Annotated in this window: 20 protein-coding genes; 14 read left to right on the plus strand and 6 right to left on the minus strand. The window is 71.3% G+C overall.

Annotated features, from left to right (window positions below):
• Window positions 1–79: 79 nt before the first annotated feature.
• Both ABZ570_RS08720 and ABZ570_RS08725 read right to left on the minus strand, forming a co-directional pair.
• The gene (locus ABZ570_RS08720; RefSeq protein WP_358059038.1) at window positions 80–1,678 is read right to left on the minus strand and encodes a cellulase family glycosylhydrolase; all 1,599 of its coding nucleotides are present in this window, start codon (window positions 1,676–1,678) and stop codon (window positions 80–82) included.
• A gap of 411 nt (window positions 1,679–2,089) precedes the next feature.
• Window positions 2,090–3,298, minus strand: a complete 1,209-nt coding sequence (locus tag ABZ570_RS08725; protein WP_358059041.1) for a DUF349 domain-containing protein — start codon at window positions 3,296–3,298, stop codon at window positions 2,090–2,092.
• Between the two features lie 204 nt (window positions 3,299–3,502).
• On the opposite strand from ABZ570_RS08725, the gene ABZ570_RS08730 reads away from it, so the two are divergent.
• The 3 genes from ABZ570_RS08730 to dapF are packed head-to-tail and all read left to right on the plus strand — an operon-like array spanning window position 3,503 to window position 5,983.
• Complete coding sequence (locus ABZ570_RS08730; protein ID WP_358059044.1) at window positions 3,503–4,222, plus strand: hypothetical protein; 720 nt, start codon at window positions 3,503–3,505, stop codon at window positions 4,220–4,222.
• Window positions 4,105–5,130, plus strand: a complete 1,026-nt coding sequence (miaA, locus tag ABZ570_RS08735) for a tRNA (adenosine(37)-N6)-dimethylallyltransferase MiaA (RefSeq protein ID WP_358059047.1) — start codon at window positions 4,105–4,107, stop codon at window positions 5,128–5,130. Before ABZ570_RS08730 ends, miaA begins: the two co-directional genes overlap by 118 nt.
• Window positions 5,131–5,137: 7 nt before the next feature.
• Window positions 5,138–5,983 (plus strand): diaminopimelate epimerase, encoded by an 846-nt coding sequence (dapF, locus tag ABZ570_RS08740; protein WP_358059050.1) that lies wholly within the window; start codon window positions 5,138–5,140, stop codon window positions 5,981–5,983.
• Between the two features lie 229 nt (window positions 5,984–6,212).
• Here the strand turns inward: dapF and ABZ570_RS08745 are convergent, their stop codons facing one another.
• The gene (locus ABZ570_RS08745) at window positions 6,213–7,685 is read right to left on the minus strand and encodes an NAD-dependent malic enzyme (protein ID WP_358059054.1); all 1,473 of its coding nucleotides are present in this window, start codon (window positions 7,683–7,685) and stop codon (window positions 6,213–6,215) included.
• A 167-nt stretch (window positions 7,686–7,852) separates the two neighbouring features.
• Between ABZ570_RS08745 and hflX the strand changes: the two genes are divergently transcribed.
• Together hflX and ABZ570_RS08755 are read left to right on the plus strand one after the other, a co-directional pair.
• Window positions 7,853–9,343 (plus strand): GTPase HflX, encoded by a 1,491-nt coding sequence (gene hflX / locus ABZ570_RS08750; RefSeq protein WP_358059057.1) that lies wholly within the window; start codon window positions 7,853–7,855, stop codon window positions 9,341–9,343.
• A gap of 50 nt (window positions 9,344–9,393) precedes the next feature.
• Window positions 9,394–11,061: a hypothetical protein gene (locus ABZ570_RS08755; protein ID WP_358059059.1), complete on the plus strand. Its 1,668-nt coding sequence runs from the start codon at window positions 9,394–9,396 to the stop codon at window positions 11,059–11,061.
• Between the two features lie 15 nt (window positions 11,062–11,076).
• On the opposite strand, the gene lexA is transcribed toward ABZ570_RS08755, so the two are convergent.
• Window positions 11,077–11,859 carry a transcriptional repressor LexA gene (gene lexA / locus ABZ570_RS08760; protein ID WP_358059062.1) on the minus strand — a complete coding sequence of 261 codons (783 nt, stop codon included), beginning with the start codon at window positions 11,857–11,859 and terminating at the stop codon, window positions 11,077–11,079.
• Between the two features lie 573 nt (window positions 11,860–12,432).
• On the opposite strand from lexA, the gene nrdR reads away from it, so the two are divergent.
• The 3 genes from nrdR (at window position 12,433) to ABZ570_RS08775 (ending at window position 16,558) form a co-directional block, all read left to right on the plus strand.
• Complete coding sequence (gene nrdR / locus ABZ570_RS08765; protein WP_358059065.1) at window positions 12,433–12,933, plus strand: transcriptional regulator NrdR; 501 nt, start codon at window positions 12,433–12,435, stop codon at window positions 12,931–12,933.
• Between the two features lie 35 nt (window positions 12,934–12,968).
• Window positions 12,969–15,848 carry a vitamin B12-dependent ribonucleotide reductase gene (locus ABZ570_RS08770; protein ID WP_358059068.1) on the plus strand — a complete coding sequence of 960 codons (2,880 nt, stop codon included), beginning with the start codon at window positions 12,969–12,971 and terminating at the stop codon, window positions 15,846–15,848.
• Window positions 15,849–16,033: 185 nt separating this feature from the next.
• Window positions 16,034–16,558, plus strand: a complete 525-nt coding sequence (locus tag ABZ570_RS08775; protein ID WP_358059071.1) for a GNAT family protein — start codon at window positions 16,034–16,036, stop codon at window positions 16,556–16,558.
• Between the two features lie 207 nt (window positions 16,559–16,765).
• On the opposite strand, the gene ABZ570_RS08780 is transcribed toward ABZ570_RS08775, so the two are convergent.
• Window positions 16,766–16,987 carry a DUF397 domain-containing protein gene (locus ABZ570_RS08780; protein ID WP_358059074.1) on the minus strand — a complete coding sequence of 74 codons (222 nt, stop codon included), beginning with the start codon at window positions 16,985–16,987 and terminating at the stop codon, window positions 16,766–16,768.
• Window positions 16,988–17,004: 17 nt separating this feature from the next.
• Complete coding sequence (locus ABZ570_RS08785; RefSeq protein WP_358059077.1) at window positions 17,005–17,856, minus strand: DUF5753 domain-containing protein; 852 nt, start codon at window positions 17,854–17,856, stop codon at window positions 17,005–17,007.
• Window positions 17,857–17,977: 121 nt separating this feature from the next.
• Between ABZ570_RS08785 and ABZ570_RS08790 the strand changes: the two genes are divergently transcribed.
• From ABZ570_RS08790 to ABZ570_RS08815, 6 genes are read left to right on the plus strand one after another with little or no spacing between them, the layout of a single operon-like run.
• On the plus strand, window positions 17,978–18,166 hold the full coding sequence (locus ABZ570_RS08790) for a hypothetical protein (RefSeq protein WP_358059080.1): 189 nt from the start codon (window positions 17,978–17,980) through the stop codon (window positions 18,164–18,166).
• Window positions 18,163–18,342: a hypothetical protein gene (locus tag ABZ570_RS08795; RefSeq protein WP_358059083.1), complete on the plus strand. Its 180-nt coding sequence runs from the start codon at window positions 18,163–18,165 to the stop codon at window positions 18,340–18,342. Before ABZ570_RS08790 ends, ABZ570_RS08795 begins: the two co-directional genes overlap by 4 nt.
• Entirely contained in the window at window positions 18,339–18,557 is a 219-nt protein-coding gene (locus ABZ570_RS08800) for a hypothetical protein (protein WP_358059086.1), read from the plus strand. The genes ABZ570_RS08795 and ABZ570_RS08800 overlap by 4 nt, the downstream gene beginning before the upstream one ends.
• Window positions 18,554–18,739 (plus strand): hypothetical protein, encoded by a 186-nt coding sequence (locus ABZ570_RS08805; RefSeq protein ID WP_358059089.1) that lies wholly within the window; start codon window positions 18,554–18,556, stop codon window positions 18,737–18,739. Before ABZ570_RS08800 ends, ABZ570_RS08805 begins: the two co-directional genes overlap by 4 nt.
• Window positions 18,740–18,797: 58 nt before the next feature.
• The gene (locus ABZ570_RS08810; RefSeq protein ID WP_358059092.1) at window positions 18,798–19,526 is read left to right on the plus strand and encodes a nucleotidyltransferase domain-containing protein; all 729 of its coding nucleotides are present in this window, start codon (window positions 18,798–18,800) and stop codon (window positions 19,524–19,526) included.
• Window positions 19,523–20,296, plus strand: coding sequence for a hypothetical protein (locus tag ABZ570_RS08815; RefSeq protein WP_358059095.1), 774 nt, complete (start codon window positions 19,523–19,525; stop codon window positions 20,294–20,296). The genes ABZ570_RS08810 and ABZ570_RS08815 overlap by 4 nt, the downstream gene beginning before the upstream one ends.
• Window positions 20,297–20,317: the final 21 nt, after the last annotated feature.

Below are 20,317 nucleotides of genomic sequence, written 5' to 3' on the forward strand. Positions count from 1 at the left end.
CTGGTCGGCCTCCTGGTGCTCGCGTTCGGCGCCTGGCGGGCCCGGCTGGTGGCGTCGACAAGGGGCCCCTGCCTACCGCTCAGCAGGCGGTGCCGTTCAACTTCACGCTGGCGGGCGCTGAGGCCGTGCCGTTGGCGGTGAAGCCGATGGTCACCGAGGCGCCGGGGGTGAGGGTCTTCGCCCAGTCGGGCGCGGCGGCGGTGACCGTGGTGCCGGACTGGGTCACTGTGGCGTTCCAGCCACTGGCCAGGGTCACCCCGGACGGCCAGGTCCAGGTCACCGACCACGGGTTCAGCGTGCCGGTGCCGCCGTTCTTCACGGTCAGCTCGCCCTGGAAGCCGCCCTGCCACGCGTTGACCTGCTTGTAGGTCGCGGTGCAGGCGCCGGTCGGCGGCGGGGTGGTCGGCGACGCGGTGCCGGTCGGCGTCGGTGACGGGTTGCCCCCGCCGACGGGCGGGATCAGGTACGGCTGGAGGATGTCCTGCTTGGCCTGGTTGATGGTGGTCCAGTCGTCGTTCGCGATACCGCCGGTGTCACCCGAGTTCGGGTTCCACGACCAGTAGGTGAAGGACATTCCGGTCACCCCGGTCCCGGTGTACGCCATGAGGTTCTGCAGCCAGATCTTGTCCTTCGGGTCCTGCAGCGTGGTGCCGAACTCGCCCATCATGATCGGCGCGATGTTCTGCTTGTAGAGGTAGCCCCAGTACTTGTCCCAGATGCCCGGCATGTTTGCCGGGTACGTCGGATCGTCGAACCACGCCTGTCGGTAGACCGAGGTGGCGTACTCGTGCGGGGAGTAGACCAGCCGGTTGGCCACGTTCAGCCGGACCGGGAACTGCCCGGCCTTGGAGAGGTTGCCGCCCCACCAGCCGCAGTCCTCGTCGTTGCTGGGGTCGCCGTCCCACAGGTTGGACAGGCCGCCGCTGGGGCAGCTCACCCCCTCCACGAAGATCAGCCAGTTCGGCTGCACCCCGAGGATCGCGTTGCCCGCCCGCTCGGCGGCCAGCCGCCAGTCGCGGGCGGTGTCGCCGCAGCCCCAGCAGGCGCCGGTGGCGGCCGGGTTGGTGCCCTCGGCGTGCGGCTCGTTGTGCAGGTCCGCGCCGATCACCGTGGTGTTGCCGGCGTACCGCTGGGCCAGCATCTTCCAGTCGTTGATCCAGGTCGTCTCCGAGACCGTGGACGTGTACCAGAGCGGCGACTGGCCGGCCGCGGTGGGCCGGTGCCGGTCCAGGATGACCCGCATGCCCTTGCTGCCCGCGTAGTCGATGACCTTGTCGAGGATCTGCAACGGGGAGAGCCCGACCAGGTCCGGGTTGACGAAGTCGTTGATCCCCGTCGCCGTCGCGCCCGGCTTCAGTGCGTCGTTCGAGTACGGGATGCGCAGCGTGTTGTAGCCCAGCCGGGCCATGGTGTCGAGCTGACTGCGCCACGGGTTGCTGGACCACAGGCCGTGGAAGGTCCTGTTGTCGGTCTCCATGCCGAACCAGTTGATGCCGGTGAGCCGGACCGTGGCCCCCGTGCTGTCGACGATCTTGTTGCCGCTGGTGCGCAGGTATCCGGTGCCGGTGCCGCCGACGGCGGCGGCCGGGGTGGTGCTGACGGCGGCGGCGACGAGGACGCTCGCCGCGGCGGTGGCGAGCGCGGCGAGGGCGCCGCCGAGGGCGGTGGGTCGGTGCATCGCGAGCTCCACTTCGGATGCCCGCGCCGCTCGGGCGCCGCGGGCGGAAGGACCAAGGGAGACGGCCCGCTCGTCATCGAGTACGCGGACAACCGCGACGGGCCGTGTCACGTGGACGGCCACTCGTGGGGAGATCCGGCGACCTCCGACGGCGGGATCAGCCGTCGGTGCCCTGGTGCCGGTGCCGGAACCTGGCTCTGCCGCCCATTCTGATCAGCACGCCTCAATGCGTCAACCGCTCGCGCCGCCGGCTAGCCCCTGATCGCCTCGATGTGCCGCATGTTGTGGTCAAAACCGATGACGTGACCACGGGTTGCCGCACACCGAGTCGATCATCGGGGGTGCGGGGTGCGGACGTGCGGGAGCCCCCGGTCCCGTGGTGGGACCGGGGGCTCCCGGGATCGGCTCAGCTCAGCTGGCCTGCTCGGCCAGCTGGAGGAACTGCCGCTTCGAGGCGAGCGCCTGCTCGGCCTCCTTGATCCGCCGGGCGTCGCCGGCGGACTGCGCCCGGGCCAGCCGCTCCTCGGCCTCGGCGACCTGCGCCCGCATCTGGGCGAGCAGCGGGTTGTCCTGCGGGGCGGTACGCCGCCACGCCGAGTCCATGACCTCGCGGACCTTCTCGTCCACCGCACGCAGCCGGCGCTCCAGCCCGGCGGCGGCCTCCCGGGGGACCCGGCCGGCCTCGTGCCACTGCGCCTGGATCTCCCGCAGCTTCGCCTGGGCGCCCTTCGGGTCGCCGTCGACGTCGAGCGCCTCCGCCTCGGCGAGCAGGGCCTGCTTGCGCTCCAGGTTGGCGCGCTGCTCGTTGTCCCGGGCCGAGAAGACCTCGCTGCGCCGGGTGAAGAACGCGTCCTGCGCCGCCCGGAACCGTTCCCAGAGCTTCTGCTCGGCCTCCTTGGACGCCCGGGGCGCGGCCTTCCACTGCGTCATGAGGTCCTTGAGCTGGCCGGCGGTGACCCCCCAGTCGGTGGAGTCCTTCAGCTTCTCGGCCTCGGCGACCAGCTCCTCCTTGACCGTCTGCGCCTGCTTGCGCTGCTGGTCCAGGGAGGCGAAGTGGGCACCCCGGCGGCGGGTGAAGCCGTCCCGGGCCGCGGCGAACCGCTTCCACAGCTCACCGTCGGTCTTCTTGTCGACCCCGCGGATGGTCTTCCACTCATCCAGGATCTCCTTGAGCCGGTCCCCGGCGGTCTTCCACCCGGTCGACTCGGCGGCCAGCTTCTCCGCCTCCTCGACGAGGGCCGTCTTGCGGGCCAGGGCCTCGCCCCGGGCGGCCTCGCGGGCCGCCTTGGCCTCGCCGGCCTTCTCCTCGGCCACCGCGGCGAGCTTGTCCAGCCGTGCGGCCAACGCGTCGATGTCGCCCACCACGTGCGCCTCGGCCAGGGAGGCGCGGATCCGTCGGATCGTGGTCAGTGAGTGCCCGGCGTCCGCCGCGCCCGAGTTGAGCCGGGCCTCGGTCAGGTCAACCTCCGTCACCAGGTCGTCGAAGCGCCGGGCGAAGTGCGCCAACCCCTCCTCCGGGGCCCCCGCCTGCCAGGATCCGACCACCCGCTCGCCCTCGGCGGTCTTGACGTAGACGGTGCCGTCCTCGTCCACCCGTCCGAAGGCAGTCCAGTCGCTCATGTGCCCATCCTCGTTCTCCCGGCGTCGAAGGGACCGTCCCCGCGATCGCCGCCACGGCGCAGCAAAAGTTACTTCCGGCATTGTCACAGGTCCGACCCGGTCCGTGTCGAGCGCCTGTCGTCGACCGTGACCATACGGTGTCTAAGCGCCCGGACGACCGGATCGGCGCGGGGACGCACCAGGGCAGCCGGATAGGTTGGAGGGGTGCCTCTGGTCGCCGCCGCCGTCTGCCCCCACCCACCCCTGATCGTCCCCGAGCTGGCCGGCGCCGCCGCCGGTGAGCTGGACGACCTCCGCGCCGCCTGCGCCGCCGCCCTGGCCCGGCTCCTCGCCGCCGAGCCGGACGTGGTCCTGCTGGTGGGCGGCGGGCCGGAGACCGAACGGTTCGGGGCGGCCGACTACGGCTCGCTGCGCGGGTACGGCCTCGACCGGTCCGTCCGGCTGTGGCAGACCAACTGCGCCGGGGTGGAGAGCCTGCCGCTGAGCCTCACCATCGGCGCGTGGCTGCTCGGCCGGACCGGCACCGAGCTGCCCCGGCTGGCCCGCTCCGTCGCCGAGGACGCGCCGCCGGCGGAGTGCGCCGACCTCGGGGCGGCCCTGGCCGTCGAGTCGGAACGGCGTACCGCGCTGCTGGTGCTGGGGGACGGGTCGGCGTGCCGGGGGGTCAAGGCGCCCGGCTACGACGACCCGCGCGCGCAGGCGTACGACGACGGGGTGGCCCGGGCCCTGGCCGAGGCGGACGCCGAGGCCCTGCTCGGCCTGGACCCGGTGCTGTCGGCGGAGCTGAAGGTCGCCGGGCGGGCACCGTGGCAGGTGCTGGCCGGCGCGGCCCGCGCGGCGGGCGGCGACTGGCGCGGCGACCTCGGCTACCACCGGGCGCCCTACGGCGTCGCCTACTTCGTGGCCTCCTGGGAGCGGCCGTGACCGGGGCCGTGATCGCCGTGGTCGGGCCGACCGCGGCCGGCAAGTCGGCGCTGAGCATCGCCCTCGCGCACGCCCTCGACGGCGAGGTGGTCAACGCCGACTCGATGCAGCTCTACCGGGGGATGGACATCGGCACCGCCAAGCTGACCCCGGCCGAGCGGGAGGGCGTGCCGCATCACCTGCTGGACATCTGGGAGGTCACCGAGCCGGCCAGCGTCGCCGAGTACCAGAAGCTCGCCCGCGCGGCGGTCGACGACATCCTGGCCCGGGGGAAGGTGCCGCTGCTGGTCGGCGGCTCCGGCCTGTACGTGCGGGCGGTGCTGGAGCAGTTCGAGTTCCCCGGCACCGACCCGGCGGTGCGCCAACGACTGGAGGCGGAGCTGGCCGCGACCGGCCCGGCCCCGCTGTACGCCCGGCTGCGGGAGGCCGACCCGGTGGCGGCGGCCGGCATCCTGCCGACGAACGGGCGGCGGATCGTCCGGGCGCTGGAGGTGATCGAGCTCACCGGCGCGCCGTTCACCGCCGCGCTGCCGGAGCCGACGCCGTTCTATCCGTCCGTGCAGGTCGGGGTGGATCTGGACACCGCGCTGCTGGACGAGCGGATCGCGCGGCGGGTGGATCGGATGTGGGCCGACGGCCTGGTCGCCGAGACGCGGACGCTGGTCGGGCGGGGCCTGCCCGAGGGGCGTACGGCCAGCCGGGCGCTCGGCTACCAGCAGGTGCTGCGCTTCCTGGCCGGCGAGCTGACCGAGGCCGAGGCGCACGCCGAGACGGTCCGGGCCACCCGCCGGTTCGTCCGGCGGCAGCGGTCCTGGTTCCGGCGCGACCCGCGGATCCACTGGCTGGACTCGGCCGCGCCGTCGTTCCTCGACACTGCGCTGCGGTTGGTCGCCGAGCATCGGGAATGATGGGGGCGTGGAGTTCACCAAGGGCCACGGCACCGGCAACGACTTCGTCATCCTGCCCGACCCGGACGGGGCGCTCGACCTGACGCCCGGGCTGGTCGCCGCGCTCTGCGACCGGCGCCGCGGCCTCGGCGGGGACGGCGTGCTGCGCGTGGTCCGCGCCGCCAAGCACCCGGAGGGTGCCGCGCTGGCCGGCGAGGCCGAGTGGTTCATGGACTACTGGAACTCCGATGGCTCGTTCGCCGAGATGTGCGGCAACGGTGCCCGGGTCTTCGTCCGCTACCTGCTGGAGACCGGGCTGGCCACGCCGTCCGGCGCTGCCCTGCCGGTGGCCACCCGGGCCGGCCTGGTCCGCGCCCGGGTCGAGGGGGACGCCGTCGCCGTCGAGATGCGCCGCCCCCGGCTGTACGACACGGCCACCGCCACCCTGGGCGGGCTCACCCTGACCGGCGCGGCGGTGGATGTCGGCAACCCGCACCTGGTCTGCCCCCTGCCGGCCGGCCTGGAGCTGGGCGGCCTGGATCTCACCCGGGCGCCCGACGTCGACCCCGCGGTCTTCCCCGCCGGGGTGAACGTCGAGTTCACCGCTCCCGCCGAGCCGGTCGAGGGTACCGACGGGCACGTGCGGATGCGGGTCTACGAGCGCGGCTCCGCCGAGACGCTGTCCTGCGGCACCGGGGCCTGCGCCGTGGCGGCGGTGGCGCTGCGGGACGCCGGCCGGGAGACCGGCGTCATGACGGTCGACGTGCCCGGCGGCCGGCTCACGGTCACCGTGACCGACGACTCCTGCTGGCTCTCCGGCCCGGCCGTCCTGGTCGCCACCGGCGAGGTCACCCCGTCGTCGCTGGCCGGCTGAACAGCCGGTCGAGGTGACAGGTCAGGATCGCGAGCGCGCCTGCGCGACGACGACCTCATGGGGCTGATGAGCGGCTGTTCCCGCGGCCCAATGTTGTTGAGCGATATGCCGCTGAGTCATAAATATGACTCAGCCGCATATCGCTCTCGGGCGCTGAACGGGGAGGGCGCGACACGCCGGAGCCGGCCGCCCCGCCGCCACCACCGACCGCTTGGGCTTCGTGGGGCGGTCAGGGGGTGGCGCTGGCGTTGGCGGCGATCTCGGGGAGGTCGGCCGGGCCGGGGTCGGCGGCCGGGGGCGGGGTGGCGCCCGGGTTCTGCGCGGCGGCCCGGACGGCGGCGGCGACGGCCGGGGCGACCCGGGCGTCGAAGACGCTCGGCACGATCACCGTCGGGTTGATCTTGTCTTCCCCGACCACGTCCGCGATGGCCTGCGCCGCGGCGATCGCCATCTCCTCGGTGAACTCCTCGGCGTGCGCGTCGAGCATGCCCCGGAAGACGCCGGGGAAGGCGAGCACGTTGTTGATCTGGTTCGGCTGGTCGGAGCGGCCGGTGGCGACCACCGCGGCGTGCTTGCGTGCCTCCCGCGGGTCGACCTCAGGGTCCGGGTTGGCCAGCGCGAAGACGATCGAGTCCTTGGCCATGGTGGCGATGTCGTCGCCGGTGAGCAGGTTCGGCGCGCTCACCCCGATGAAGACGTCCGCGCCCCGGATCGCCCCGGCCAGGTCGCCGGAGTAGTTCTCCTTGTTGGTGTGCTCCGCCAGCCACTGCCAGGCCGGGTTGAGGCCGGTCAGGCCGCGGTGCAGGGCACCCTGCCGGTCGTACGCGATGATGTCGCCCACGCCCTGGCGGAGCAGCAGCTTCATGATCGCGGTGCCGGCCGCGCCGGCGCCGGAGACGACCACCCGGACGTCCGCGAGCTGCTTGCCCACGACGCGCAGCGCGTTGGTCAGCGCGGCGAGCACGCAGATCGCGGTGCCGTGCTGGTCGTCGTGGAAGACCGGGATGTCCAGCGCCTCGCGCAGCCGGGCCTCGATCTCGAAGCAGCGCGGCGCGGCGATGTCCTCCAGGTTGATCCCGCCGTACGCGGGGGCGATCGCCTTGACGATCGACACGATCTCGTCGGTGTCCTGGGTGTCCAGCACCACCGGCCAGGCGTCGACCCCGCCGAAGCGCTTGAACAGCGCCGCCTTGCCCTCCATCACCGGCAGCGACGCGGCCGGCCCGAGGTTGCCCAGGCCGAGCACGGCCGAACCGTCGCTGACCACGGCGACGGTGTTGCGCTTGATGGTGAGCCGGCGGGCGTCGGCCGGGTTGTCCGCGATCGCCTGGCAGACCCGGGCCACCCCGGGGGTGTACGCGCGGGACAGCTCGTCCCGGGTGCGCAGCGCCACCTTCGAGCTGACCTCGATCTTGCCGCCGAGGTGCAGCAGGAACGTCCGGTCGGAGACCTTGCGGACGTCCACCCCGTCCAGCGTGCTCAGCGCCTTGACCACCTGGTCGGCGTGGCCGGCGTCGGCGGTGTCGCAGGTGAGGTCGACGATCACGTGGGCCGGGTCGGAGTCGACCACGTCGAGCGCGGTGACGATGGCGCCGGCCTCGCCGACCGCGGTGGTCAGCCGGCCGATGGAGGAGGCGTCCGCGGGTACGGCGATCCGCATCGTGATCGAGAATCCGGCACTCGGCAGTCGGCTGATGGCCACGAAAACTCCTCCGTAATCACTGCGGTACGCCAGGCATTTGTACTCGCCCGCCCAGGTCCGCCGGCATCCGACCCCGCTACTGGTGGGTATCGCCACGGGCATATAGCGCGTGCATCGGGCGTTGCCACATGTCAGGATTGCTCGTACGCGCCGGAAACCCCCCGGCAATGGACATAACGGACAGGAGACACGGTTTGCGAGAGCAGGAGACCTTCCTTCCCTACGAGGACGACGAGCTCGACGCCACCACCGGCGAGTTCGAGCTGTCGGAGCGGCAGGCGCTGCGGCGGGTCCCCGGCCTCTCCACCGAGCTCACCGACATCACCGAGGTCGAGTACCGCCAGCTGCGGCTGGAGCGGGTCGTCCTGGTGGGCGTCTGGACCGAGGGGACCCAGGAGGACGCGGAGAACAGCCTCACCGAGCTGGCAGCGCTGGCCGAGACGGCCGGCTCCCAGGTGCTCGAAGGGCTGATCCAGCGCCGTAACCGGCCCGACCCGGCCACCTACATCGGTCGGGGCAAGGTCGACGACCTGGGCGCGGTGGTGCTCTCCACCGGTGCCGACACGGTCATCTGCGACGGTGAGCTCTCCCCGTCGCAGCTGCGCAACCTGGAGCAGCGCACCAAGGTCAAGGTGGTCGACCGGACCGCGCTGATCCTCGACATCTTCGCCCAGCACGCCAAGAGCCGTGAGGGTAAGGCGCAGGTCGAGCTGGCCCAGCTCGAATACCTGCTGCCGCGGCTGCGCGGTTGGGGTGAGACGCTCTCCCGGCAGACCGGTGGTAGCGGTCGCGGCGGTGGCGCCGGCGGCGGCGTGGGCCTGCGCGGCCCCGGTGAGACCAAGCTGGAGACCGACCGGCGCCGGATCCGGCACCGGATCGCCAAGCTGCGCCGCGAGATCAAGGGCATGACGACGGTCCGCCAGACCAAGCGGGCCCGCCGCACGCGCAACGCCGTGCCCGCCGTCGCCATCGCCGGCTACACCAACGCCGGCAAGTCCAGCCTGCTCAACCGCCTCACCGGGGCGGGTGTGCTGGTGGAGAACGCACTCTTCGCCACCCTGGACCCGACCACCCGCAAGGCGACCACCTCCGACGGCCGGCTCTACACCCTCTCCGACACGGTCGGTTTCGTGCGGCACCTGCCGCACCAGATCGTCGAGGCGTTCCGCTCGACGCTCGAGGAGGTCGCCGACGCCGACCTGGTGGTGCACGTGGTCGACGGCACCCACCCGGACCCGGAGGAGCAGGTCCGCGCGGTCCGCATGGTGCTCGCCGAGGTGGGCGCCGACCGGCTGCCCGAGCTGCTGGTGGTCAACAAGATCGACGCGGCCGACGAGGAGACGCTGCTGCGGCTCAAGCGGCTCTGGCCGGAGGCGGTCCTCGTCTCCGCACACAGCGGGCGCGGGGTCGACGGGCTGCGCGAGGCGATCGAGCAGCGGCTGCCGCGCCCGGCGGTCGAGGTCCGCGCGGTGCTCCCGTACGACCGGGGTGACCTGGTGGCCCGGGTGCACCGGCAGGGCGAGGTGCTCAGCACCTCCCACCTGCCCGAGGGCACCCTGCTGCACGTACGGGTGGGCGAGGCGCTCGCCGCCGAGCTGGTGCCCTACCGGGCCGGGGATCGGCTGGTCAGCGAGGAGCGGGTGGCCGTCGGCCGGTGAGCCGTCCGGCGTCACCCGCCGGAAACCCCGGCCGTGCGACACTTGGCGCCATGCGGCATGCTGTCTCCTCGGTCACGCTCGCGCTGGGCCTCGTCGGCGCGGTCGTGGCACCGGCAGGGCTCGCCCTGGCGGCCCCCGCCGCGGCCCCCGCGCTGGCCGCGGCTCCCAAGAAGAAGTGCACGGTCGAGGACAAGCGGCTGCGCGAGCTGTCCGGTCTCGTCGCCACCAGCAAGGGCTACGTGGTGATCAACGACGGCAGCCAGCAGGAGAGCCACAAGCAGGTCTTCTTCCTCAACACCAAGTGCAAAGTCTTGGATGAGGTGGGCTACTCGGGCAAGGGGCCGTACGACACCGAGGACCTGGCCCTCGGCCCGGACGGCAAGACCCTCTGGATCGCCGACACCGGCGACAACATCACCAACAAGACCCGCCGGGAGCGGGTCGCCGTCTGGAGCATGCCGCTCGACGGCTCGAAAAAGCCGACGCTGCACCGGCTGTCGTACCCGGAGCAGGAACCGCACGACGCCGAGGCGCTGCTGATCGGCGACGACAACCTGCCGCTGATCATCACCAAGGTGCCCTCCGGGCCCGCCGAGATCTTCAAGCCCGAGGCGAAGCTCAAGAGCGGCGACACCGACCCGGTGCCGATGAAGAAGGTCGGCGAGGTCACCCTGCCGAAGACCGCGACCGACAACCCGCTCAAGGTCAGCGGCCGGGTGGCGGTCACCGGGGCGGCCCGCTCGCCCGACGGCACCAAGGTCGTCCTGCGCACCTACGCGGACGCCTTCGAGTACGACGTCACCGGCGGCGACGTCGTCGGCGCGCTGACCAAGGGCAAGCCGCGGGTCACCCCGCTCGCCGACCCGTTCGGCGAGGCCATCTCCTACACGCCGGACGGCAAGTTGTTCGTCACCGTCTCCGACGGCGGCCTGCTGGACGACTCCGAGCCGATCGACATCCTCAGCTACACCCCGTCCGCCAAAGGTGCGGAGGCGCTGCCGAATGCGGGCAAGGACGCGGCGAAGCCGGCGGAGAAGTCCTGGCTCGAGGAGCTGACTCTGAACGACATCACGTACCTGATCGCGGCGGTGGGTGTGATCGGCGCGCTGATGGTCGGCGCCGGCATCTTCGGTATCCTGCACGCCCGGCGCAAGCCGGCGCCGGCGGAGCCGGACGGCAGCGACGAGGCGTCCCGCAACGGAGGTACGCCGCGCACCGCCGGTCCGCCGCCCGGCGGCCGGCCGGAGGGGCCGGGCGGTCCGCGGGGTGGGGTCTACGGTGGTGGCGGCGTCTACGGCGGCCCGGCGAACGGCGCCCCGGGCGGCCCCCCACCCGGCGGTGTGTACGGCGGCGGCCGTCCGCAGGGCGGCGGCGGTCGCGGTGGCGGCGTCTACGGGGGTGGTCCCCAGCGCGAGGGTGGCCCCCAGCACGGAGGCGGCCCCCAGCAGGGGAGCGGCTCGCAGAACGGTGGCGGCGTCTACGGCGGCGGCCGGCCGGGCGGCGGTGGGTACGGCGGTGGCCGCCCCCCGCAGGGTGGCGGCGTCTACGGCGGCGGGCCGCAGGGCGGTGGGGGCTACGGGGGCGGGCGGCCCGAGGCGCCGCGCCGGGAACCCGGGCCCCGGGATCCGCGTGCGGGCCGCCCCAGCGACCCCTACGGCGAGCGGGACCAGTACGGACCGGTCCCCGGCGCCCGGGAGTACCGGGGCGACCGCTACTGAGCCGGATCGGGTGGGTCAGATCCGGCGCAGCACGGCGACCACCCGACCCATGATGGTGGCGTCGTCGCCCGGGATCGGATCGAAGGCCGGGTTCTGCGGCATCAGCCAGACGTGCCCGTCGCGGCGGCGGTAGGTCTTCACGGTCGCCTCGCCGTCGAGCATGGCGGCCACGATGTCGCCGACCTCGGCGGTCGGCTGCTGCCGGACCACCACCCAGTCGCCGTCGCAGATGGCCGCGTCGAGCATCGAGTCGCCCTTGACCTGCAGCATGAAGACCTCGCCCTCACCCACCAGCTCGCGGGGGAGAGGGAAGATGTCCTCCACCGCCTGCTCGGCGAGGATCGGGCCACCGGCGGCGATCCGGCCCAGCATCGGCACGTACGCCGGGGTGGGCCGCTGCGCGCGGGCGGCCTCGTCGTCGACGTCGCCGGGTGCGCGGACGTCCACGGCGCGCGGCCGGTTGGGGTCGCGACGCAGGAGGCCCTTCTTCTCCAGCTCCTTGAGCTGGTAGGCGACGCTCGACGGGGAGACCAGGCCGACCGCCTCGCCGATCTCCCGCACGCTCGGCGGGTAGCCGTGGCGCTCCACCCAGGTGCGGATGAACTCCAGGATCCGGCGCTGCCGGGCGGTCAGGTCGACCGCCGCCGGGTCGGGGAAGCTGCTCGCCACCGGCGTGACCGGGCGCACGGCGGGCTGGGCCGCCCGGCTGCGCGCGGTGCGGGGTCGGCGGGTCGCCGGCGGACCCGCCCCGTCGATCGGCTGCGGGTTCTTCTGCCGGCTGGCCCGGTCCTCGGTCACGTCCGTCCTCCCTGGTCGGCGCTGGGTGCCTCGTCGGCTCGTGGTGCGTGCTCAGGTGGTGCTGCCGACCGGCCCGACGCGACACGCCGGGCCCGGTCGTTGTTGACCGTATAGGTGAGATCGGCCATTTTCAAACATCTGTACGACCTCTTGTCGGCGTGTCGCGGCGAAATCCTGGATTTCCGAACGCCTGTTCTGCTAATACTACGTCGCTCTCGAACGGGTGTTCTATCGTTGGCCGCCTCTCGGGGTCGTGCGGTAACCGTCCGGGGCGCCGGCCGTTGGGCCTTCGGTGGTCCGAAACGGGTGGTTCGGGAGGGTGATGAGCATGACGCGCCGGACACGCCGGCCAACTTGACCTCGCTAGGGCGACGGCATACGGTCGACCCCTAGATGTAGTAGTCACACGGGCGTAAGTCGCCTACAGGTTGGGTTCGACTACCGAACGCACTCCCGTATCGTCCACCGGCGGAGGCCATCGCAGCGATGTCTCGCCGCGGTGACGCGTGCCCGGGAGTCGGTCGGTGTGCCCGCCCGTCGATGTGCCCGCTGGTTGGTCAAGGAGGTCAGGCGATGCGGTGTCCGTACTGCCGGCATGCCGACTCCCGGGTCGTTGACTCGCGGGAGGCCGACGACGGCCAGCTCATTCGGCGGCGACGGTCCTGCCCGGAGTGCGGCAAGCGGTTCACCACCGTTGAGGAGGCGGTGCTCGCGGTGGTCAAGCGCAGCGGGGTGACCGAGCCGTTCAGCCGCACCAAGATCATTGGCGGGGTGCGCAAGGCGTGCCAGGGCCGGCCGGTCGACGACGACTCCATCGCGCTGCTGGCGCAGAAGGTCGAGGAGACCGTGCGGGCCAAGGGGGCCGCCGAGATCCCCAGCCACGAGGTCGGGCTGGCCATCCTGGGGCCGCTGCGCGACCTGGACGAGGTGGCCTATCTGCGCTTCGCCAGCGTCTACCGGTCCTTCGACTCGCTCGCCGACTTCGAGCGCGAGATCGAGACGCTGCGGGCGGCCGCGCGGGCCCGGGAGGGGGCCGGCGACGAGCCGGTCGAGGCCGCGGGCCACACAGTCTGAGTTTTCGACACATTTCTGACAAGTTGGGACGCGCGGTGGGTGACCGCGCAGACGAGGGGGGCGACGGCGTGACGACCAGCAAGTCACGGAACAAGGCCGGGACAGGGCTGAAGATCGAGCGCGTCTGGACGACCGAGGGGGTGCATCCCTACGACGAGGTCACCTGGGAGCGCCGCGACGTCGTGATGACGAACTGGCGGGACGGCTCGATCAACTTCGAGCAGCGCGGGGTGGAGTTCCCCGAGTCCTGGTCCGTCAACGCGGCCAACATCGTGACCACCAAGTACTTCCGGGGCGCGGTGGGGACCCCGGAGCGGGAGTGGTCGCTCAAGCAGCTCATCGACCGGGTGGTCGGCACCTACCGCACCGCCGGTGAGGAGTACGGCTACTTCGCCACCCCGGCCGACGCCGAGGTCTTCGCGCACGAGCTGACCTGGATGCTGCTGCACCAGGTGTTCAGCTTCAACTCGCCGGTCTGGTTCAACGTGGGCACGCCGTCGCCGCAGCAAGTATCGGCGTGCTTCATCCTGGCCGTCGACGACTCGATGGACTCCATCCTCGACTGGTACAAGGAGGAGGGGCTGATCTTCAAGGGTGGCTCCGGCTCCGGGGTCAACCTGTCCCGGATCCGCTCCTCCAAGGAGCTGCTCTCCTCCGGCGGCACCGCCTCCGGCCCGGTCAGCTTCATGCGCGGCGCGGACGCGTCCGCGGGGACCATAAAGTCCGGCGGCGCCACCCGGCGCGCGGCCAAGATGGTCATCCTCGACGTGGACCACCCGGACATCGAGGAGTTCGTGGTCACCAAGGCGCGCGAGGAGGACAAGATCCGCGCGCTGCGGGACGCCGGCTTCGACATGGACCTGGGCGGCGCGGACATCGTCAGCGTGCAGTACCAGAACGCCAACAACTCGGTCCGGGTCTCCGACGAGTTCATGACCGCGGTGGAGAACAACGGCGGCTTCGACCTGCGCGGCCGGCTCGACGGGCAGACCATCGAGACGATCGACGCCAAGAAGCTGTTCCGGACCATCTCCCAGGCCGCCTGGGAGTGCGCCGACCCCGGCCTGCAGTACGACGACACCATCAACGACTGGCACACCTGCCCGGAGACCGGGCGGATCACCGCGTCGAACCCGTGCTCGGAGTACCTGCACCTGGACAACTCCTCGTGCAACCTGGCCTCGCTGAACCTGATGAAGTTCCTGCGCGCCGACGGTGGCTTCGAGGTGGCGAAGTTCGTCAAGTCGGTCGAGCTGGTCATCACCGCGATGGACATCTCGATCTGCTTCGCCGACTTCCCGACCGAGAAGATCGGCGAGACCACCCGCGCCTACCGCCAGCTCGGCATCGGGTACGCCAACCTGGGCGCGCTGCTGATGGCCTCCGGCCTGCCGTACGACTCGGAGCAGGGCCGGGACGTCGCCGCGGCGATCACCTCGCTGATGACCGGCACGGCGTACCGCCGCTCCGCCGAGCTGGCCGGCATCGTCGGCCCGTACGACGGCTACGCCCGGAACGCCGAGGCGCACAAGCGGGTCATGCGCAAGCACGCCGCCGCCAACGACGAGATCAAGCCGACCGGCACCGTGGCCACCGCCATCCAGCGGGAGGCCACCAAGCAGTGGACCCTGGGCAACAAGGTCGGTGACAAGTTCGGCTGGCGGAACTCGCAGGCCAGCGTGCTCGCCCCGACCGGCACCATCGGCCTGATGATGGACTGCGACACCACCGGTGTCGAGCCGGACCTGGCCCTGGTCAAGTTCAAGAAGCTGGTCGGCGGCGGCTCGATGCAGATCGTCAACCAGACCGTGCCGCGTGCCCTGCGCAGTCTCGGCTACCCCGAGGAGCAGGTCGAGGCGATCGTCGAGCACATCGCCGACCACGGCCACGTCGTCGACGCTCCCGGACTCAAGCCGGAGCACTATCCGGTCTTCGACTGCGCCATGGGCGAGCGGTCCATCGCGCCGATGGGCCACGTGCGGATGATGGCGGCCGTCCAGCCGTTCATCTCCGGCGCCATCTCCAAGACGGTCAACATGCCGGAGCAGGCGACCGTCGAGGACGTCGAGAAGATCTACTTCGAGGGCTGGAAGCTCGGCCTCAAGGCGCTTGCCATCTACCGGGACAACTGCAAGGTCGGCCAGCCGCTGTCCGTCGCCAAGCCGAACAAGGCGGTGGAGCCGGCGGCCGAGCCGGAGAAGGTGGTCGAGAAGGTCGTCGAGTACCGGCCGGTGCGCAAGCGGCTGCCGAAGAAGCGCCCGTCGCAGACCATCTCCTTCTCGGTCGGCGGCGCCGAGGGTTACCTCACCGCCTCCTCGTACCCGGACGACGGCCTCGGCGAGGTCTTCCTCAAGATGTCGAAGCAGGGCTCGACCCTGGCCGGCGTGATGGACGCCTTCTCGGTGGCCATCTCCATCGGTCTCCAGTACGGCGTCCCGCTGGAGACGTACGTCAGCAAGTTCACCAACATGCGCTTCGAGCCGGCCGGCATGACCGACGACCCGGACGTGCGGATGGCGGCCTCGGTGATGGACTACATCTTCCGTCGTCTGGCCCTGGACTTCCTGCCGTACGAGCGCCGCGCGGAGCTGGGCATCTTCACCGCCAAGGAGCGGGCCGCCCAGCTCCAGGCCGAGGCGGAGGCGGAGGCGAACGGTGCGGACCTCACCGCGATGGCCGCCTCCGCCCCGGTCGCGACGCCCGAGCCGAAGGCGGTCCTCCAGCCGAAGCAGGAGGTCGCGGACGTCGCCGCCGTCAAGCCGGCGCCGTCGGTGGGCTCCAGCACCGAGCTGCTGGAGGCCGTGATCGGCAAGGCCGCCGACGCGCCGCTCTGCTTCACCTGCGGTACGAAGATGCGGCCGGCCGGCAGCTGCTACGTCTGCGAGGGCTGCGGCTCCACCAGCGGCTGCAGCTGACGTACGACGTCTCGCGAGCGCGGCAGGGCTTCCTGCCGCGCTCGCGGCGTTTCCCTGGTGGGATCAGGCTTGCGGGCCGGACACCCCGCAGATTGGCGCCAATGACTCATCGTGACCGGACCCGTAGGGTTGCACGCGATGGGCACCGACGAGTTCTCCCGCTCACTGGCGAACGGGACAACGACATGAGCGAACACTCGATCCGGCTACGTCCGGTCGTCGAGGAGGACCTGACCATGTTCCGCCGATTCGCGACGGAGCCAGGCCTGGTCGGCTTGGACTGGACTGGATTCAAGGACCCGCAGGAGCCGGCGCGACGCTATGCCACCGACAGCTATCTCGGGGCTGAGAGCGGCCGGTTGATGGTCGAGGTAGGGGAACAGGTCGCGGCCGGGTTCGTGAGCTGGGCGCTTCGGGACTTCGGCGGCCCCACGAAGCACTGGGAGATCGGGATCGTGCTGCTGCCGGAGTGGCGCGGGCACGGGATCGGTTGGCGGGCGCAGGCGATGCTGTGCGACTACCTGTTCACACACACGCCGTTGCAGCGCATCCAGGCGGGCACTCATCCCGAGAACATCGCTGAGCAAAGGTCCCTTGTGAAGGCCGGATTCCAGCTGGAGGGCGTGGTGCGAGCCTGTGAATTCCGGGACGGCCGATGGTGCGACGGGTACCTGTACAGCCGACTGAGGAGCGATCCGTCGCCCCTATGACCTCCGGGCGTCGGTCGAGCGTCGTTCAATCATGCCGCACCGCCTCTGGGGCCCTGGGTCTGACCGGCGATGGTTCGCACGCTACCAACTTGATGTCGCAGGCGACTCGGCTACTGCCGGCGACGTCGATGAATCTTCTGCGACATTAGGTTGGTAGTGCCGGGGGCTGAGAGGGCTGGCTTCACATCAACGTCAGCATCGGCTTCTTCAGGAGGTAGCAACGTCTGGGTCTGAGACTCGCTGACCAATGCTCAGACCGGAGAGGAAGGCGACCCAGGCCCGGCCCTCGAAGCGAAGCGTCGGACCAGACCGATCCTTGCTGTCGCGGACCAGGATGGCGCTGCCGGCGATGGCCACCTCGACGCACGCGCCGCCGTTGTTGTCGCTGCGGCTGGATTTGCGCCAGACCAGGCGATCCGAGGTCTCCATGACCACCCCCTGGCCTGTCACCGCTTCATGTCGTCCGCCATCCGCAGGATGAGCTTGCGCGACTCTACCGGCCCCAGAGCGGCCGCTCGGAGTCGGTCCCACAGCCGAGTGTAGGCCCGCACCGCGTCCGGCCGGTCAAGGTAATCGGCGTCGGTGAACGTCTCGACGTAGATGACATCCGACGCCGCGTCGTCCCCGAACCGCAGGATGATGAAGTTGAAGGATGCCGTCTCGTAGGTCTGGGCGTCGAACGGGAAGACCTGAAGCGAGACGTTCGCCTGCTTGCCGACTTCGGCGAGGTGAAGTAGTTGGCTGCGCATCGTCGCTACGTCTCCGATGCTTCGGCGCAGCGCCGATTCGCTGAGGATCAAGCTGACATCCGGCCCGCCGTGCTGTCGCAGAATCGCCTGTCGCTCCAGGCGCACGGCGACCTGCCGATCCACATCCTCCGGGGACAGCCGCGGATGGGCTGTGGCGTTCATGGCGCGGATGTACGGCTCGATCTGGAGGATGCCGGGGATGACCTCCGGCTGGTACCAGCGGATCTCGGACGCGTCGCCTTCCAGGTCCAGGTACTGGCGGAACCAGTCCGGCACCGCATTTCGGTACGTGCTCCAGCGGCCGCGTTGGCGTCCGGCCCGGGCGAGTTCGCGCAGCGGTTCGGCCTCTTCGCTCCTGACCCCGTACAGGTCGAGTAGCAGGTTCAGGTCGGTCAGCTTGATCCCCGACTGCCCGAGTTCAAGTCGGCTGATCTTGCTCGCTGCGGCATCGATGACGGCGGCAGCCTCGTCCTGCGTCTTGCCGGCGCCCTCGCGGGCCCGCTTGAGCGCGAGTCCGAGCCGCCGCCGCTGGATCGTCGGATTGGCCATCGGCTGATTATCGCCCTCCCGCTTCGGGTTGCCGCGACACGCCGCAGCAAATTCCCAAAATAGAAGTCCAACTTCTACCCTGGATGGGCTTCCAAAATAGGAATCCAAATCGGGAGGCGGCATGCGGCGCCGCGTGTCGTACGACGACTACCTGCTGGCGGTCGCGCTGACGCTGGCTCGCCGGCACCGGCCGGTGTGGTCGTGGTGGCGGTGGCGCCGGATCTGCCGGTGCGGCTCGGAGTTGCCGTGCCGCGCTCAGCACCGCATCCCGATCCGTCGAGGCCACTGGCCAGGGGAGGAGCAGCCATGACCGAGCCGCAGGTCAGCCAGATCCTGTCGGTGCACCTTCCCGGCATCGACGGCCTGTGCGCCGGCTGCCGCTGGTGGTGGGCGCGGCTGGCTCCGTACCCCTGTTATCAGGCGGAATGGGCCCTGCGGTGGGATGCGCGCGCCGCGACCCGGCGCTTCCTGGACGGTCTGCCATGACGACGCACGGCCCGGTCCTGCCGATCTGGAGCTGCGGCGGCTGCGGCTCGCCGTGGCCCTGTGAGACGCGGCGTAGGGAGCTACGGGCCGAGTTCGACGGCGCGCCGATGTCGCTGGCTCTCTACATGGGGTCCTATCTGGTGTGGGCCGCCGAGGATCTGACCTGGGTGCCGGCCGGTCTGCTGCACCGGCGGTTTCTGGGGTGGATCCGGTGAGCGTCATCCGGCGCGGCGACGAGCGTTTCCACTACAGCGACGGCTCGCACAAGTGGATCCCTCCCGACCCTGACTTCGACCAGGAAGTCTGGGATGCGATGGTCCGGCAGCACCAGAGCCAGCACCTGGAGGAGATCTCGCGGCGGCGGACGTCTCGCCAGCCAAGCGAGGATCGCCGATGACGGGAGGCCCTTACCAGCACGGGCCAGGAGACGCTGCGAAGCCCCATAGACTGCAGTCATGGTGGTGTCGCTGCCGGTCGTCGAGGAGTTCGGTCGGGAACTCGCGGCGCTCGGCTGGGCCGGGGGACTCATGGTCGCGGGTTCGCTGGCCACCGGCGACTACCTCCCCGGCGTCAGCGATCTTGATCTGGTCGCGCTGGTCGATGGTCCGGTCGACGCGGCCCGGCAGGCGACGCTCGTCACCCTGCACCGTCGTCTCGACGAGGGCACCGGCTCGGGTCTGCGCCTCGGCTGCGTCTACGTCGACACCGCCGCGGTGCGCGACGTCGAAGTGCGGCATCCCACCTGGACCCACGGGCAGCTCGTCCAGCGCATCCTCTCCGGGATCACCCGGGCGGAGCTGGTGCATCACGGGTACGCGATCTTCGGCCCCGCGCCCCACGACGTCTTTCCGCCGATGACCCCCGACGACGTACGGGCCGCGGCCCGAGCCGAGCTCACCGGCTACTGGGCGTGGGCGGCCCGGCGTCCGTGGCTGTGGTGGGATCCCGTCATCGCCGACCTCGGCCTCACCTCGATGGCCCGGGGCCGCCACGCACTCCGTAACGGCGCGCTGCTCACCAAGACCGACGCCGTCCGGCAGGCCGACGCCCCGGCCTGGCTGATCGAGCAGCTCGCCGCCCGGCGTCGAGGGGAGAAGATCTCCTCGCCCCGGCTACGCACCGCTCTGATCGCGTGGCGCGACGCCCGCCGGACCGTCGCCCGGGCACAACGGGTGGCCCGATGACCAGGGTGGTGGCTCAGGACCTGATGACGCTCGGTGTGCCGGACTCGCGGATCCGGGTCGAAGGACAGTGGCGGCCCAGCCGTTACCTCACCATCGACGGCGTGCCCGCGTACCAGGTCGGCTACTCCTGCGGCACCTGCGGCCTGGTGCTCCGGCGCCAGCCCGGCGCGCCCGACGGCCGGGCGTCCGCGAGTGAGGTGCGGGACCGGCTCAACGCCGGGCTCGACGGGCTGGACGGCAGGGTGGTCGAGGCGTTCGGGCGCGTCCTGCCCCGGAGCGAGTATCTGGTCCTGCTGCTCGACGTCCGGCCGCACCTGGTCGTGCCCGGCTCGGCCGACGACTACTTCGCGACGGCCGGGCCGGCCGCCTGGCGGAACGAGGAGCACGAGGGCTCGGTCGAACCCACCAACGTCCGGCACTATCGGCTCGGCTCACGTTCGCTGGCCGACCAGCACCAGCTGTTCGAGTTCCTCGTACCGATGACCGCCCCGGACGGTCTCGACGCGGCGACGACCGCGGGCTACGCCAACCTGGCCGGGGCGCCGACCGCCGTCGCGTTCGGACTGCTCGACATCGCGGGGCCCTGGTTCCGCCCGGTGGAACACTGGGGCCTCTTCCACTTCCTGCTGGACGGTCACCACAAGGCGGCTGCCGCCGCGTTGGCCGATCGTCCGTTGCGGTTGCTGACCTTCGTCTCCGCAGCCGACTCCGTCGCCACTGCCGACGATCTGCTCCGCCTCGGTGAACTGCTGGGAAGCCGCCGAGGGTAGGCCGCTCGTCAGCCGGGGCAG

Origin of the sequence: Micromonospora sp. NPDC007271, from assembly GCF_040634005.1 — a bacterium.
In the GTDB taxonomy this organism is placed as follows: Bacteria; Actinomycetota; Actinomycetes; order Mycobacteriales; family Micromonosporaceae; genus Micromonospora.